This window comes from Spirillospora sp. CA-294931 (assembly GCF_050946795.1).
In the GTDB taxonomy this organism is placed as follows: domain Bacteria; phylum Actinomycetota; class Actinomycetes; order Streptosporangiales; family Streptosporangiaceae; genus Spirillospora.
On record NZ_CP192006.1, the window covers coordinates 2,036,245 to 2,050,703 of the forward strand.

The 14,459-nt window shown below is 73.0% G+C and carries 14 protein-coding genes; 9 read left to right on the forward strand and 5 right to left on the reverse strand.

Annotated elements, in window-relative coordinates; translation table 11 throughout:
• Nucleotides 1–65 precede the first annotated feature (65 nt).
• The 6 genes from ACQPY4_RS09620 (at nucleotide 66) to ACQPY4_RS09645 (ending at nucleotide 5,675) form a co-directional block, all read left to right on the forward strand.
• Nucleotides 66–905, forward strand: coding sequence for an alpha/beta fold hydrolase (locus ACQPY4_RS09620; protein ID WP_433334623.1), 840 nt, complete (start codon nucleotides 66–68; stop codon nucleotides 903–905).
• Nucleotides 902–2,029 carry a M28 family metallopeptidase gene (locus ACQPY4_RS09625; RefSeq protein WP_433334626.1) on the forward strand — a complete coding sequence of 376 codons (1,128 nt, stop codon included), beginning with the start codon at nucleotides 902–904 and terminating at the stop codon, nucleotides 2,027–2,029. The genes ACQPY4_RS09620 and ACQPY4_RS09625 overlap by 4 nt, the downstream gene beginning before the upstream one ends.
• Nucleotides 2,026–2,907: an enoyl-CoA hydratase/isomerase family protein gene (locus tag ACQPY4_RS09630; protein ID WP_433334628.1), complete on the forward strand. Its 882-nt coding sequence runs from the start codon at nucleotides 2,026–2,028 to the stop codon at nucleotides 2,905–2,907. Before ACQPY4_RS09625 ends, ACQPY4_RS09630 begins: the two co-directional genes overlap by 4 nt.
• 8 nt (nucleotides 2,908–2,915) lie before the next feature.
• On the forward strand, nucleotides 2,916–3,806 hold the full coding sequence (locus tag ACQPY4_RS09635; RefSeq protein ID WP_433334630.1) for an NAD(P)H-binding protein: 891 nt from the start codon (nucleotides 2,916–2,918) through the stop codon (nucleotides 3,804–3,806).
• Between the two features lie 33 nt (nucleotides 3,807–3,839).
• Nucleotides 3,840–4,523: a class I SAM-dependent DNA methyltransferase gene (locus ACQPY4_RS09640; protein ID WP_433334632.1), complete on the forward strand. Its 684-nt coding sequence runs from the start codon at nucleotides 3,840–3,842 to the stop codon at nucleotides 4,521–4,523.
• A 78-nt stretch (nucleotides 4,524–4,601) separates the two neighbouring features.
• A complete protein-coding gene (locus ACQPY4_RS09645; protein WP_433334634.1) occupies nucleotides 4,602–5,675 on the forward strand; it encodes a WD40/YVTN/BNR-like repeat-containing protein in 1,074 nt (357 codons plus the stop codon).
• Nucleotides 5,676–5,721: 46 nt separating this feature from the next.
• Here the strand turns inward: ACQPY4_RS09645 and ACQPY4_RS09650 are convergent, their stop codons facing one another.
• The 4 genes from ACQPY4_RS09650 to ACQPY4_RS09665 form a co-directional block, all read right to left on the reverse strand.
• Nucleotides 5,722–7,146, reverse strand: coding sequence for an amino acid permease (locus ACQPY4_RS09650; RefSeq protein ID WP_433334636.1), 1,425 nt, complete (start codon nucleotides 7,144–7,146; stop codon nucleotides 5,722–5,724).
• A gap of 149 nt (nucleotides 7,147–7,295) precedes the next feature.
• The gene (locus tag ACQPY4_RS09655; protein WP_433334638.1) at nucleotides 7,296–8,081 is read right to left on the reverse strand and encodes a hypothetical protein; all 786 of its coding nucleotides are present in this window, start codon (nucleotides 8,079–8,081) and stop codon (nucleotides 7,296–7,298) included.
• Complete coding sequence (locus tag ACQPY4_RS09660; RefSeq protein ID WP_433334640.1) at nucleotides 8,078–8,641, reverse strand: RNA polymerase sigma factor; 564 nt, start codon at nucleotides 8,639–8,641, stop codon at nucleotides 8,078–8,080. Before ACQPY4_RS09660 ends, ACQPY4_RS09655 begins: the two co-directional genes overlap by 4 nt.
• A 626-nt stretch (nucleotides 8,642–9,267) precedes the next feature.
• Nucleotides 9,268–11,280 (reverse strand): NACHT domain-containing protein, encoded by a 2,013-nt coding sequence (locus tag ACQPY4_RS09665; protein ID WP_433334642.1) that lies wholly within the window; start codon nucleotides 11,278–11,280, stop codon nucleotides 9,268–9,270.
• Between the two features lie 261 nt (nucleotides 11,281–11,541).
• Here ACQPY4_RS09665 and ACQPY4_RS09670 point away from each other — a divergent pair, with 261 nt between their 5' ends.
• Both ACQPY4_RS09670 and ACQPY4_RS09675 read left to right on the forward strand, forming a co-directional pair.
• On the forward strand, nucleotides 11,542–12,030 hold the full coding sequence (locus ACQPY4_RS09670) for a DedA family protein (RefSeq protein WP_433334644.1): 489 nt from the start codon (nucleotides 11,542–11,544) through the stop codon (nucleotides 12,028–12,030).
• 48 nt (nucleotides 12,031–12,078) lie between these two features.
• The gene (locus ACQPY4_RS09675) at nucleotides 12,079–12,594 is read left to right on the forward strand and encodes a phospholipase (protein WP_433334646.1); all 516 of its coding nucleotides are present in this window, start codon (nucleotides 12,079–12,081) and stop codon (nucleotides 12,592–12,594) included.
• 51 nt (nucleotides 12,595–12,645) lie between these two features.
• Here ACQPY4_RS09675 and ACQPY4_RS09680 read toward each other — a convergent pair whose 3' ends face one another.
• Entirely contained in the window at nucleotides 12,646–13,470 is an 825-nt protein-coding gene (locus ACQPY4_RS09680) for a phosphatase PAP2 family protein (protein WP_433334648.1), read from the reverse strand.
• Between the two features lie 335 nt (nucleotides 13,471–13,805).
• Here ACQPY4_RS09680 and ACQPY4_RS09685 point away from each other — a divergent pair, with 335 nt between their 5' ends.
• Nucleotides 13,806–14,459, forward strand: a complete 654-nt coding sequence (locus ACQPY4_RS09685) for a S1 family peptidase (protein WP_433334650.1) — start codon at nucleotides 13,806–13,808, stop codon at nucleotides 14,457–14,459.

The window sequence follows — 14,459 nt, forward strand, 5'->3', positions numbered from 1 at the left end:
GGACGCGATGATACTTGTTGACCTCAAGTCGTTCACCGACTCAGGGTCGGCGAAAGGAGTTCTCCGTGACGCAGGTCGTCGAGTTGTCGTCGGGTCCGGTCCGGTTTCGCGACACCGGAGGGGAGGGACCCGTCCTGGTCTTCGTGCACGGCCTCTTCCACGACGGGACGGTGTGGCGCCCGGCCGTCGAGGCGCTCGGACGCGATTTCCGGTGCGTTTCTCCTGACCTTCCGCTCGGGGCGCATACGTTGCCGATGCGGCACTCGGCCGATCTGAGCCCGCTCGGGGTCGCCCGGATGGTCCGCGAGTTCATCGACGTCCTCGGCCTGTCCGACGTCACGCTCGTGGGCACCGACACCGGGGGCGCGGTCGTCCAGCTGCTGCTCGCCGACGGCTGCGAGAAGGTCGGACGGGTCGTGCTCACCCCGTGCGACTCGTTCGGCAACTTCCTTCCCCCGTCGCTTCGGGGGTTGCAGTACCTCTCCAAGGTGCCCGGCCTGCTCGGGGTCGCGGCGCAGCCGCTGCGGGCCGCGTGGGCGCGGCGGATCGGCTACCGCTGGCTGAGCCGCCGCCCGCTCGACCCGGACGACACCGCCCGATGGGTGCGCCCGCTGGTCGCCGACCGGCGCATCGCCCGCGACACCGCGCGGTTCATCGCGGCCATCGACCGCCGCTCGACCCTGGCGGCGGCGGAGACCCTGCGCGGCTTCACCCGGCCGGTCCTGCTGGTCTGGCCGCGCGAGCTGCCGTACTTCCCCTTCGCGCACGCCGAGCGGTGGGCCCGGATCCTGCCGGACGCACGGCTGGTCGAGATCCCCGACAGCTATGCGCTGGTGTGCCGCGACCAGCCCCGCCTGCTCGCCGACGCGATCGCCGGGTTCGCCGTGCCCGCGAGGTCCGCGTGACGACCCGGTTGGACGACGACCTGCGCCTGCTGGCCGCCCTCGACCGCCGCACGACCACGCCGGGCGAGCGGCGTTCCGCCGAGCTGATCGCGGGGCGGCTCCGGGAGATCGGGGCGGACGAGGTCACCGTGTCCTCCTTCCGCGGCCCGAGCTCCTGGGCGCCCGCGCAGCTGGCGTACCTGGGCGCGGGAGTCGCGCTGGGGCTCGTCCCGGGACGTCTCGCCCGGGTCGCCGCGCTGGCGGTCGCGGGCCTGTACGAGGCGGAGACCAGCGGACGGATCGCCTGGGCCCAGCGGGCCGCCGCCACCGGGCGCGGCGTCTCGGTGTCGGCCCGGCTGCCCGCCGAGGGGACGGCCGAGCGGACGCTGGTGCTCCTCGCCCACCACGACGCCGCGCACACCGGCCTGGTCTGGCATCCGCACGCCGTCGCGCTCAGCCGTGGCCGGGCGCGCCGGACCGGCCGGGCGCTCCCCAGCCACGGCCCCGCGCTCGCCGGTCTGGTGGCGATGGCGATCCCGTCGCGTCCTGTCCGGCGGGCCGCCCGCGTCCTGCTGGCGCTGGGCGCGGCACTGATGGTCGAGTCGATGCGGTCGCCGACGACGCCGGGAGCCAACGACAACGCCAGCGGCGTCGCGGCCGTCCTCGAACTCGCCCGCAGGCTGGCAGCCGCCCCGCTGCCCGGCACCGAGGTGCTGGTCGTGTTCCCCGGCGGCGAGGAGGTCGGCAACGCGGGCATGCGCGCCTGGCTGCGCGACGTCCGGCCGGGGCTGGACCCGTCCACCACCCTGGTCGTCAACCTCGACGCCGTCGGCAGCGCCGGAGACCTGGCCGTGTCGGAACGCGAGGGGCTCTCCACCGGGTTCGCCGACGACGACGTCGCGCTGGCGCTCGCCGCCGCCGGCCAGGAGGACGTCCCCCTCCAGGTCGCGGGCATCCCCAACGCGACCGACGCGGTGCTCGCCCGGCACGCCGGGCTGCGCACCATCTCGCTGCTGTCGCTCGCCGACGGCTGGATCGGCCACCTGCACCGCCGCACCGACACCCCGGACCGGGTCAGCGCCCGGACGCTCGACGACGCCGTCCGGCTCACCGAGCGCATCGCCAGGAACTGGGCACGGCCATGACCGAGCGCCTGATCACCTCGTTGGACGGCCGCGTGCTCACCGTCCGCTTCGACAACCCGCCCAGGCACTTCTTCGACGCGCGGATGGGTGCCGAGCTCGACGCTCTCGTCACCGGGCTGCGGCGCGACCGGACCGTCCGCGCGGTGGTGTTCACCGGCCAGGGCGAGAATTTCATCACCCACGTGGACGTCCCCATGCTGGCCCATGGCGCGGGCGTCGCTCCGTTCCGGGTGCCCTATCCGCTGGCCCGGGCGATCACCCGCGTCCCGGCGCGGCAGCTGAGGACGGCCGCCCGGATCTCCACCGCGCTCGCCCGGCTCACCCGGTCCGACAAGGTGACCATCGCGGCGATCAACGGGCTCGCGCTGGGCATGGGCTGCGTGTTCGCGCTCGCCTGCGACATCCGGCTGATGAACCAGGACAAGCGGATCGGGCTGCCCGAATCCGGGCTCGGGGTGCTGGCCGCGGCGGGCGCGACCCAGCGCCTGGTGCGCAGCGTCGGCGCGGGCCGGGCACTCGAACTCCTCCTGGACGGACGCGCGCTGACCGCGTCCGAGGCGGTCGGCATCGGCCTGGTCCACCGGGCCGTCCCCGCCGCCGGACTCCAAGACGAAGCCTCCACCCTGGCCCACCGCCTGGCCGGACGCCCGGCGGCGACCGTCCGGGAGATCAAGCGGATGGTCCACGACGCCGCCACCCGTCCCGCTGCGCGCGGCCTGGCGATGGAGGCGGCGAGCCTGGTCACCACCCTGTCCAGCGGCCAGGCCGAGCCACGCCTGACCGCCTACCGCGACTGGCTCGCCGGGCACCCCGATCCCACCGACCAGGAGATCCTGGACGGCCTGGGTTCCTTCCTCACCGGCGGGCCGCTCCGATGAGGGTCCTGGTGTCGGGGATCAGCGGCCTCGGCGGGCATCTCGCGCCCCACCTGCTCGCCCGTGGGCACGAGGTCGTCGGCCTCAGCCGCGACCCGCGCCGCGTGGCGGCCGACGTGCCGTGCGTGCGGGCCGACGCCGCGACCGGCGAGGGCCTCGACGCGGCCATGCGCGGCATCGACGTCGCCTACTTCCTGATCAACACCTACGAGCGGCGGAACACCGAGGGCTTCGAGGCACGTGACCGCCGCGTCGCGCTGAACTTCGCCACGGCCGCCCGGAACGCGGGCGTCGGCCGCGTCGTCTACCTCGGCGTCCCGCCCGCGTCCGACCCGGCCCGCACCTCGCCGCACATCCGCAGCAGGCTGGAGGTCGAGGACATCCTGCTGACCCATGTCCCGGGCTCGGTCTCGATCGGCACGTTCACGATCGTCTCGCCGCGCAGCCGGTCGTTCCGCGTGATCATGCGGATGCTCCGGACCAGCCCCGTCATCCCGCTGCCGCCCTGGCGCGGGCACCGCACCCAGCCGGCCGACATCCGCGACGTCTTCGCCGCGCTGGCCAACGCCGCCGAACTCCCGGCGCTGGCGGGCCGCCGCCTGCGCGTCGGCGGACCCGAGACCGTCACCTGGGACGACCTGCTGCGCCGCGTGGCCTCCCGCCTCCCTGGACGCCGCGCCTTCGTCCCCCTCCCGCGCCAACCGCCCTCCCTTGTCCTGCGGCTCCTCACGACCGTGAACGGCGGCGACCCGGCACTCCTGCTGCCCCTGCTGGAAAGCGTCAACGCGGGCGACGTGGTCCTCCCGGCCAACGACTTCACCACCCTCGGCGTCACCCCGCGCCCCCTGACCCAGACCATCGACGACGCCGTCACCGAATACCTCGACGGCACCTGGAAGTAGCCTGGGGCGGTGTTCTCGCCTCAAGGTCCTTCTTTGCGCGAGCTGATGGTCCAGGCGTTGTCGTCGGTCGAGGGCGGCTACGACCGGCTGGCGCCGAAGTTCGACCGGACGCCCTTTCGCACGCCCGACAGGGTGCTCGCCGCCACCGCCGACGCGTTGCGCCCGTTCGGGCCGTTCGAGCGGGGGCTGGACGTGTGCTGCGGCACCGGTGCGGGCATGCGCGTCCTCGAACCGCTGTGCCGCGAGGTCACGGGGGTCGACTTCAGCGCGGGGATGCTCGCGGAGGCGCGCGGGGCCCACCCCGGCGCCGAATGGGTCAGGGCCGATGTTCGTGTGCTGCCCTTCGACGAGGGCTTCGATCTCGCGGTGACTTTCGGAGCGCTGGGGCACTTCCTGCCAGGCGAACGGCCCGCGGTCTTCGAGGGGGTGTACCGGGCGCTGCGTCCCGGTGGGCTCTTCGCCTTTCCCATCGGCGCGCCACCGCCCCTCACGTCGGCCTGGTACTGGGCGCTGCTCGGATTCGACGTGGCGATGCGGGTCCGGAACGCCGTGTGGCGTCCCCCGTTCGTCATGTACTACCGCACGTGTGCCTTGGGCGCGCTCCGCGAGGACCTGACGGCCGCCGGATTCACCGTGACGACCGTCCCCGTGACGGGCCTGGGACGGCGCGAGGACGGCAGCCCGCGCTGCCGCCTCATCCTCGCGCGCAAGCCCTGACCGGGTTGGGGCTGGACGGTCTGATCAGGTTTCGTTAGCTTGCCGGGCATGATGCCGATGGGCGCAATGGTGCGCAGAGTGTCCCTTGCCGTGGTGTGCTGCGGCGTCCTGGCCGCCGGGTCCCTGGCGGCGCCCGGTGCCGGGCAGGCGCGGGCAGCCGAGGCGGCGCCGGGAATCAAGCCCGGATGGCGGCTGACGCCCACGGGCGTCGACTCCCGCTTCCGGGGGCTGGCGGCGGTCAGCCGGAAGGTCGCCTGGGTGGCGGGCAGCGGGGGCGCCGTGCTGCGCACCACCGACGCCGGGCGCACTTGGCGGCAGGTCGGCCCGGCCGACGCCAAGGGCCTGGAGCTGCGCGACATCGAGGCGTTCGACGCGAAGCGGGCCGTGGTCCTGGCGATCGGGGAGGGCGAGGCGTCCCGCGTCTACCGCACCTCCGACGGCGGCCGCACCTGGACGCTCGGCTTCAAGAACGACGACCCCCGCGCGTTCTACGACTGCATGACCTTCTTCGATTCGCGTCACGGGCTGGCCATGAGCGACCCCGTGGACGGGCGGTTCCGGATCATTTCCACCCGGGACGCGGGACGGACCTGGAAGGTGCTGCCCGGCACCCGGATGCCCGCCGCGCTGGAGGGCGAGGCCGGGTTCGCCGCGAGCGGGCAGTGCCTGGTCAGCCACGGGTCGCGGGACGTGTGGCTGGCCACCGGAGGCGGTTCCAGGTCGCGGGTCTTCCATTCCCGCGACCGGGGGCTCAGCTGGACGGTCGCCGACACGCCCCTGCCCAGCGGCGCCGCCCAAGGCGTGTTCGCGGTGGCGTTCCGCGACTCCCGGCACGGGATCGCGGTGGGCGGCGACTACCGTCCCGGCCAGCCCTCGCCCACCGCCGCCGCGACGACCAGCGACGGCGGCCGTACGTGGCGGGCCGCGCCCCGTCCTCCGGCCGAGTACCGGTCGGGCGTGGTGTGGCCGAGGTACGCGGGCCCCGCCGCGGTGGCGGTCGGGCCCACGGGCAGCGACCTCACCCTCGACTCCGGCCGCACGTGGACCCGTTTCGACACCGGCAGCTTCGACACCGTCGACTGCGCGTCCGACGGCGGCTGCTGGGCGGCGGGGGAGAAGGGCCGGGTCGCTCGGGGCGCCGCGCACCGCTGACGGACGGACGACGTCCCGGCGGCCGGGCCGCCGGGACGTCTCCCGCTCAAGCGCTCGGGGTCTTCTCGGCCACGGGCGCCTGTACGGTGCCGCTCTCGCGCGAGCGGCGCCGGACCAGCGGCCAGCCGACCAGGATGAGCGCCACCCAGGCCAGCATCGCGTACAGCGCGATCCGGGTGTCGGCCTCCCAGGCGATCGTCACGGTGACGAACGCGAAGAACGCCAGCACCGTCCAGTTGGTGTAGGGGGCCCACGGCATCCGGTAGGACGTCCTGGGCAGCACCCCGGCGTTGGCCTTGCGCCGGTAGATCATGTGCGCGACCAGGATGATCGCCCACACCATCAGGGCGCCACCGGTCGACACCGCCGTGATGTACTCGAACGCCTTCTCCGGAACGATCGCGTTCACCACGACGCCGATGCCCATGACCAGCGCCGAGATGACGACGGTCAGCACCGGGATGCCGCGCCCGTTCAGCCGCGCCAGCGCCTTGGGCCCGTCGCCGTTCACGCCCGTCGTCCGCAGCATCCGGGACGTCGAGTACAGCCCGCCCGCGTTGCAGGACGACAGGGCCGCGGTCAGCACGACGAAGTTGACGATGTCCGCCCCGCCCGGGATGCCGATCTTGTCGAAGGCCAGGACGAACGGGCTCGCCCCGCCCTTGAAGTCCGTCCAGGGCACGACCGACAGGATGACCAGCAGCGATCCGAGGTAGAACAGCGCGAACCGCACCGGGAGCGCGTTGATCGCGCGGGGGATGTTCTTCTCCGGGTCCTTGGCCTCGCTGGCCGTGACGCCCACCAGCTCGACGCCCAGGTAGGCGAACATCACCATCTGGAGCGTCATGATCGTGGCCGAGCCCCCTTCGGGGAACACTCCGCCCTTCGACCACAGGTTGCTGACGGTGGCGGTGTCCCCGGCGTCGCTGAACCCGAAGATCAGCACCCCGAGACCCACCATGATCATCATCACGATCGCGGCGACCTTGATCATGGCGAACCAGAACTCCAGCTCACCGAAGAGCTTCACCGAGATCAGGTTGACCGCGAAGAGGATCACCAGCGCCACCAGGGCCGTCTGCCACTGTTCGACCTCGGGCCACCACTTCTGGATGTACTTCCCGGCGGCGGTCAGCTCCGCCATCCCGGTCGTCACCCAGATGATCCAGTAGGTCCAGGTCGTGGCGTATCCCCAGAACGGGCCGAGGAACTCGCGGGCGTACCCGGCGAACCCTCCCTCCGCTCTGCGGTAGGTCAGCAGCTCGCCGAGCGCCCGCATGACGAAGAACAGCGCGAGCCCGGCGACGGCATAGGTGATGATCAGGCTCGGCCCGGCCTTGGCGATGTTCTCCCCGGCCCCGAGGAACAGGCCGGTGCCGATCGTCCCGCCGATGGCCAGCATCTGGATCTGGCGGGTTCCGAGCCCTCTTTGGTAGCCGTCCGCGCTGTTTTCTGGGAGCTGTGCGGTCACGCGTTCGACCTCCTTCAATCCGGTGCGGCCCACCAGGACGGCGCACCCTCCGGTCACGCACCGTTGCGCGACCAGAACACACTAGATCGCCCCCGAATGTGAAAGATCCCCGGGGCCGCCGTGCCGGCCCCGGGGATCTCCGCCCCTGGTCAGAGGCGCAGGCGGTGGGTTCCCCTGCTCCCGTCGGTGTAGGTCGCCTCGACCTGGACGCCCGTCCGCGAGGAGTTCTCGAACTCGCCGCCCGGCAGCCAGAGCGCGAACCGCCCTCCGGACACGGTCGCGGCCACCTCGCCCCGGGTCCGGCTGCGGTAGACGACCTTCGCGACCTCGGAACCGGCCGCGCCGGCCGCGAGGGAGAGGCTTCCGGCGTCGATGATCCCGGTGCCGAGGTCGGTCGCGTCCAGGTCGCGCGGGCCCGGTGGTCTGTAGCGGAAAGGCGTTCCGACCGAGCCGAACCAGTCCCTGAACAGTCCGGCCGAGCCGTCGGTGACGCACGTCGCCGCGAACCCGTCCTTGCCCGCCAGGACCACGGTCGTCCAGACGCCCCGGCGCTCGGCGATGACGGCCTTCGCGGCGCGCAGCTGGCCGGTGTACGGGGTGCCGGCACCGTCCAGCTGGGTCTCACGGCATCCGTCGGCCGCCTTGGCGCGCTCTTTCGGCGACATGCCCTCGGGGGACGGCGTCCAGGTGGCGAACGCGCTGTCGCCGCCGGTGAGCGACGGCAGCGCGACCACCGCCGCCACCACGGCCGCGATCACCCCTCCGGCGAGCGCGAGCCTCCAGCGGACGCGCGACCCGCGCGGCGGCACCACGGGCCGCTCGGCGGCGAGGACGCGCGCGAGGTCCGCGCGGGCTCGCGCGCCTCGGGGGTCGATCTCCCGGTCGGCGGGGTCGAGGGACTTCAACGCGGCGTGGACGTCCCGGTCGCGGTTCATGACTCTGTGATCCTTTCGGCGGTGCGGAGCGGCGACGGCCGGGAAACCTGGCCCAGCCGGCGCCGGAGAGCCCGGCGGGCGCGGCTCAGGCGCAGGCGGAACGCGACCGGCGAGACGCCGAGGACGGCCGCCGCTCCCGGTGCCCGCAGCTCCTCGAAGACGGTCAGGGCCAGCGCCTCCTGGTGGATCTCCGACAGGTCGCCCCAGGCCCTGGCCAGGTCCAGCCGGTCCGCGACCAGGTCGGCGTCCCGGTCGAGATCCGGGGGAAGGGAGGTGACGTCTCTGAGGCGCACGCCGAGCGCCCGCCGCCGCTCGGCTCCCCGGCGCTCGTTGAGAAGCACGTTCCGGGCGATGCCGAACAGCCAGGCCCGCGCGTCCTCGTGGCGCTCGGGCAACTCGTCCAGGCGCCGCCAGGCGACCAGGAACGCGTCGGCGACGACGTCCTCGGCATGGTCGGGAGGCGTCCGCCGCTGGACGAACCTCACCAGGTCCGCGTAGGCCGCCTCGTACAGCGCCTCGAAGACGGGCCGCCGGTCGGGGGCCCGGGAAGGGTTGCTCATGCCCCGTACCTGTCCACCACCCCGCCGAGTGTGTCGCAAGCGCCGGTACGGTGTGGGCGTGAGCCACGACGGCGGGGTGCTGCTGCGGGAGTTCCTGCGCGATCCCCTGCGGGTCGGGGCCGTCGCGCCGAGCGGGCGGCGGTTGGCGGACGTGCTGGCGCGGGTCGTCCCGCCCGGGGGAGTCGCGGTCGAGCTGGGGCCCGGCACCGGCGCCGTGACCGACGGCATCCGGCGGCGGGAGCCGGGACGGCACGTCGCGGTCGAGATCAACCCGCGGCTCGCCGGACTGGTCGCGCGGCGCTGGCCCGGCGTCGAGGTGGCCTGCGCGGACGCCGCCGACCTCGGCCGGGTGCTGGGGGCGGACGAGGCTGGACGCGTCGACGCGGTCATCAGCAGCCTTCCGTGGGCGGTGATGCCCGCCGACCGGCAGCGCGCCGTCATGGGAGCCGTGCGCGACGCGCTCACCGGGGACGGCTGCTTCACCACCTACGCCTATGTGCACGCGGCCTGGACCCCGGCCGCGCGGCGGCTCGCGGCGATGCTGACCACGACGTTCGCCCGCGTCACGGTCAGCCCGGTGGTCTGGGCGAACCTGCCGCCCGCCGTCGTGTACCGGGCGCGCGGAATCAGCCGTGAGGACGGGCCGCCAGGGCGTCACGCACCACCTGGTGACGGAACTCGTACACCGCTCCGACCTGGCGCAGCGCCCCGCGCCGGTGCGCCTCCTCAAGGAACGCCAGCGTCCGCCAGGGAAGGCGGCGGCGCGGCGCGAGAGCGAGCCGGGCGAAGGTGTAGTGCACCCACGCGATGACGCCGACGTTGTCGACGCGGAACGCCAGCAGCCACACCGGCCCGTAGAAGAAGGCGCCCGACAGCCCGCAGAACAGGCCGAAGGCGGCTCCGTACAATGGGTCGACGGCGAAGCCCACGACGCCCCCGGTGGTCACGCCGTAGATGATCCCGAACACGAGCGCCACCCAGATGTCCTGGTACAGCAGCCCGCGCGGCGTCACCGTGCGGACGGTCGCGTCCGGCGCGGCCCACACGTACACGAACCCGACGGGCACCCCGAGGAAGAGCCCGGCGGGCACGCCGAACTCCGGTCCCTCCCGGATGCTGCAGACGATGACCGCGACGGCGCCGACCTCCAGCCCGCCCATCAGCGGTGCCCACAACTTGCGCAGCCTGCCGAAGTACAGCGCCGACGGCGGCGGCAGCGTGCGGGCCGCCGCCCAGGCCATGACCAGGGCGAACACACCTCCGATGGCCAGCCCGGCCCAGGGGCCCCACAGCAACTGGAAGCCGAGCCCGATCGCCGGGCCGATCGCCAGCGCGCTGAACGTCGCCGACAGGACGCGATCGCTCGTCCGGGCCAGCCGCGACAGCTCCCACCAGCGGATCTCCAGCTGGTCGGGCGGCAGGGCGACGGCCAGGTAACGCAGCCAGCGCTCGGCGTCGCGGCCGTCCCAGGGGCCGCGCCGCTCGTCGTCGGCGGGCGGCCGGAACAGCGCGGGGATCAGCGCGTGCGCCAGGTGCCGCTCGATGGACTCCTCGGTGGGGAAGGCGTTGGGACGGATCAGTTCTGCGGGGTCGCGGTCGGGATGCTGGTAGACGTCGCGGGCCAGCGACACCATCAGCGGGGTCCGCAGCGTCCGGGCCAGCCGCCCCTGGGGACGGCGCTGGATGCGATCCAGGACGGGAATCCAGCGCTGGGCTTGCAGGGGCGCGTATCCGTGGGTGAAGAAGTCCAGGTCGAGGTCGCCGACGGTGAGGGGCTCGATGGTGGCCTGCGCCGCGCCCGCCACGGTCACGCCGCCGCTGCGCAGCGCCTCCTCGTACTCGTCGCGGCGGCAGGTGAGGACGAGGTCGGCCAGGTCGGCGCGCTCGATCTCGCGCAGGGCGCGCACGCGCGCGGCGGCCGGGATCTCGTCGAGCCCGTCCAGGACGACCAGCAGCGCGCCGCGCCGCTGCACCAGCCGCGCGGGCATGTCCGTCCCGAAGCGGGCCGGGCTGCGCAGGAAGGGATAGTCCTCGGCGAGGCGGCGGGCCAGCCAGGCGCGCAGGCCCTGCACCTCCGGGTTCCACGACGCGAGCGACAGGTACACCGGCGCCGGTTCGGCGTCGGTCCGGCGCTCGGCCAGGCCCCGGGTGAGCAGCACGGCCAGCGCGGACTTGCCGCTTCCGGCGTCCCCGACGATGACCAGCCGCCGGGCGCCGGCGGCCCGGTAGGCGGCCACGACCTGCTCGGACCCGTCCAGAACGCGGACGTCGGGCGGGCCGGAGAGCACCGACGCGGCCCGCGCCGACCAGCGCAGGGCCAGCAACCGGTCGTTGTCGCCGATGCCCCGGGTGGCCGCCTCGGCCTGCCACTGCTCGCGAACGGCCTCGGTGAGCTCTCCCAGGGCGCGCAGGAGCCGCCGCGCCGGATCGTCGTCGGGCGGACCGCCGCCCCCGTTGCGGCGTTCGAGCCTGAGCGACTGCACGGCCACGGCGAGGGCGGCCAGGCCGACGGCGGCACTGATGACGCTGGCCAGCTTGTCGGCGTCGTCGAGGCTCGGCAGCAGGCCCAGGGCCGCGAGGACGGCCACGGCCGAGAAGACGGCGGCGCCGCAGAGCCACGCCACCACCCGCCTCCCCATGGCCGTATTTTCGGCGGTGCCGGACGCCGGTGTCACCACACGCGCGGGATCAAGCCCGATACCGGCCATCCGGCCGCGTCGGGTGAACCGGCGTGCTTACACTCGCCCGGAAACGTCGCGAGAAGGGGCGGTGCCATCACCGATCTCCTCGACCGGCTCGCCGAGATCCCGCTGCCTCTCCTGCTCGTCACGGTCGCGCTGATCCTGGTCGCGGAGTCCGGCCTGCTCGCGGGACTGCTGCTCCCCGGCGCGGCGACGGTCGTGACCGCCGGATACCTCACCCACCCCGCGCATGGCGGCCATCCCTTCGCGGCCGTCCTGGCCACGGTCATCCTCGCCACCGTCGCGGGCGCGAACTACGGCTACGTCCGTGGACGCCGGGGCCTCGGCACCGCGCTGCGCCTGCTCGAAGACCGCCACCCCGGGACGCTCGACCGGGTGGGAACGCGCCCCCGAACGGCGACGTTCGCCGCGCAATGCACCGGCTGCCTGCGCACCCTCTTCCCCCGGGTCGCCGCCGGCGCCCGCGTCCCCTACCGCCGTTTCGCCGTGACGAACCTGGCCGCCGCCTGCACCTGGGGCGCGGGCCTGCTCCTGGCGGGCCACCTCGCCGGGACGGCCCTGGACCGCGTCCGCACGGTCTCCAGCCTCGTGGGCCTGCCCCTCCTGCTGGCGGCCCTCGCCGGGTGCGTCCTCTGCCGGTGTCTGCGCCGACGCCGGTCCCAACGCGTTTCCAATCGTCCTCTGTGAACCTGATCCCGTTCGAGAGCTCCATACGGGGGTTCGAAAGGGGACGAGATGCACAAGGTTCGACTCGCCGTCGTGAGCGGCGTCGCGCTGGCCGGGGTGATGACCACGACGCCCGCGCTCGCGGCGGAGCCGGTGGCCTCCGCCTCGGTCGCGGAGGCGGCGGCCAAGCGCAAGCCGAAGACCAAGGCCGAGAAGCTCAAGCGCATGGGCCAGCTCACCAAGGCCGACTACACCAGCTATCTGGGCTGGGTCAAGGAGCAGAAGAAGCCCAAGCCCGGCTACGGCTTCGACTGGTCGACCGACGGCTGCTCACACGCCCCGGACAACCCGACCGGGATCAGCTTCTACTGGCCCTGCTACCGGCACGACTTCGGCTACCGCAACTACAAGAAGCTGGTCGGGAAGGCCAAGTTCAAGAAGTCGTACAAGGCTCGCGTCGACTCGGCCTTCTATTCCGACATGAAGTCGCGCTGCTGGGGCTTTGCGATGCCCGGAAGGCCCCGGGTCCATTGCCTGAGGGCGGCCAAGCTCTACTACGACACGGTCGTCAGGCTCGGCGCCTGACGGCGGCCGGTTCGATGGGGCCCACCTCGGGCCCCATCGAACGCACGCGGGTCATCGGGATCGGCGCGAGAACAGCAGGCTCGCGCGGGATCTGGGACCGGCGACGGGACGGCAGCCGTCGTGGCTTCCGTTGACGTCCGGCGGGGGCATGGGCTCGGGACGGTCGCGCCGCCGGATCACCTGGCCGCCGAAGCGCACCTCGCCGTCCGGCCGGTGCATGCCGAACAGGACGATCGCCACCACCGCCAGGACCGCTCCGGCGACCACGTCCAGGATGTAGTGGTTGGCGGTGATCACGATGACGACCGCGGTCGAGAGCGGATGGATCGCCGAGAGCCACCGCAGGCGGGGGTAGCGGGCGAGCAGCACCATGGCGATCGCCATCACCCAGATCGCCCAGGCCGTGTGCAGCGACGGCATCGCGGCGAACTGGGCGGGCGCCATCGACACCGGGCCCGCGTGCGCGGTCCCATAGCCGTCGACGGCCACGGTGTCGACGAACCCGCTGTCCGGGAGCAGCCGCGGCGGCATCACCGGCAGGACGAAGAAGACCGCCAGCCCGACCAGGTTGATCAGGATCAGCGCGTTGCGGGCGGGCCGGTAGATGCGCGGCCCCGCGAGGTAGCACCACAGCAGGATCGTCATGGTGAACCCGGTGTGGGTGTGCTGGTACACCTCGGTCGCGATCCGTGACAGAAGTTGATGCTCGGTCAGCCATTGGTTCATCTGGAGTTCGAAGTCCAGACGCAGATGGCGCTCAAAATCAAGGATTGCCAGGCCGTTCTCCAGCGCCTGGTCGTACCGGGTGTTGGCCAGCGACCGGATGTACTTGTAGACCTCGAGCAGGGCGAAGACGATCAGCAGCTCGCCGATCACCGGTGGCCGCTTGCGGCGCGGCCGGGTCTTCTCGGCGCTCTGGTCGGTCTCGTGCCCCTTGGGGCGAAGTTTCAGCGCGTGAACGGGTCGGCCCCTCTCTCTTTCACGGCTCGGCGGATTCCGCGCGTAGCCGACTCACTGAAGCCGCCCGATGATCAAACGTATAGGTGCCCGGTTCATGACCGCACACCGGGGTCCGGATCCGCTCACGGCGATGGCATGGACCGACGATCATAAACGCACACGTCACGTGGCGCCCTCCTAACAGGAGGACGAAGAAGAGACGGCCAATGTGACAATGGGGGGAAATCGCCCCCCGAGCCTTGGGACTGCCGATGATCCGGAGTCTTCTCGTCCTCACCGGAACACTTGCCGGAACGCTCGCCGCGCTGGCCATGACACCCGCTCCGCAGGCGACGGCCGTGGCCGTCTACGACGTCCGGGGCGGTGATTCGTTCACCACGGCCCCGGCGTCCGGCCGGTGCACGGTCGGTTTCTCTGTTCAGGGCGGCTATGTCACCACGGGCAAGTGCGGCAGCCCGGGCGCGACCGTCATCGGCTACAACGGCGTCGCGCAGGGGACCATGCAGCCCTCGACGCTGCCCGGCGGCGCCGGTGGCTGGGTGAAGACCAACACCAGCTGGCGTCCGCGCGGTCTGGTCAACCGTCACGACGGCACGTTCGTGGCCGTGCGCGGGTCGCAGGCCGCGCCGGTCGGCTCGGCGGCGTGCATGGCGGGCGCGACCAGCGGCTGGAAGTGCGGGACGATCCAGGCGAGGAACGTCACCGTCAACTTCCCCGAAGGGACGCTCACCGGCCTGATCCGCGCCAGCGTGTGCGCCGCGCCCGGCGACCTCGGGGCGCCGCTCGTCGCCAACGGCCAGGCCCAGGGCGTCCTGGTCGGCTCCGGCGGGGGCGGCTGCCCCTCGTACTTCTACCCGGTCGACAAGCTGCTCTCGGTCTACGGGCTCACGCTGGTGACCGAGTAG

Coding starts and splice junctions, on each gene's coding strand:
- ACQPY4_RS09685 (WP_433334650.1), top strand. CDS start 13,806: ATGATCCGGAGTCTTCTCGTCCTCACCGGAACACTTGCCGGAACGCTC.
- ACQPY4_RS09655 (WP_433334638.1), bottom strand. CDS start 8,081: ATGAACCGCGACCGGGACGTCCACGCCGCGTTGAAGTCCCTCGACCCC.
- ACQPY4_RS09660 (WP_433334640.1), bottom strand. CDS start 8,641: ATGAGCAACCCTTCCCGGGCCCCCGACCGGCGGCCCGTCTTCGAGGCG.
- ACQPY4_RS09630 (WP_433334628.1), top strand. CDS start 2,026: ATGACCGAGCGCCTGATCACCTCGTTGGACGGCCGCGTGCTCACCGTC.
- ACQPY4_RS09665 (WP_433334642.1), bottom strand. CDS start 11,280: ATGGGGAGGCGGGTGGTGGCGTGGCTCTGCGGCGCCGCCGTCTTCTCG.
- ACQPY4_RS09675 (WP_433334646.1), top strand. CDS start 12,079: ATGCACAAGGTTCGACTCGCCGTCGTGAGCGGCGTCGCGCTGGCCGGG.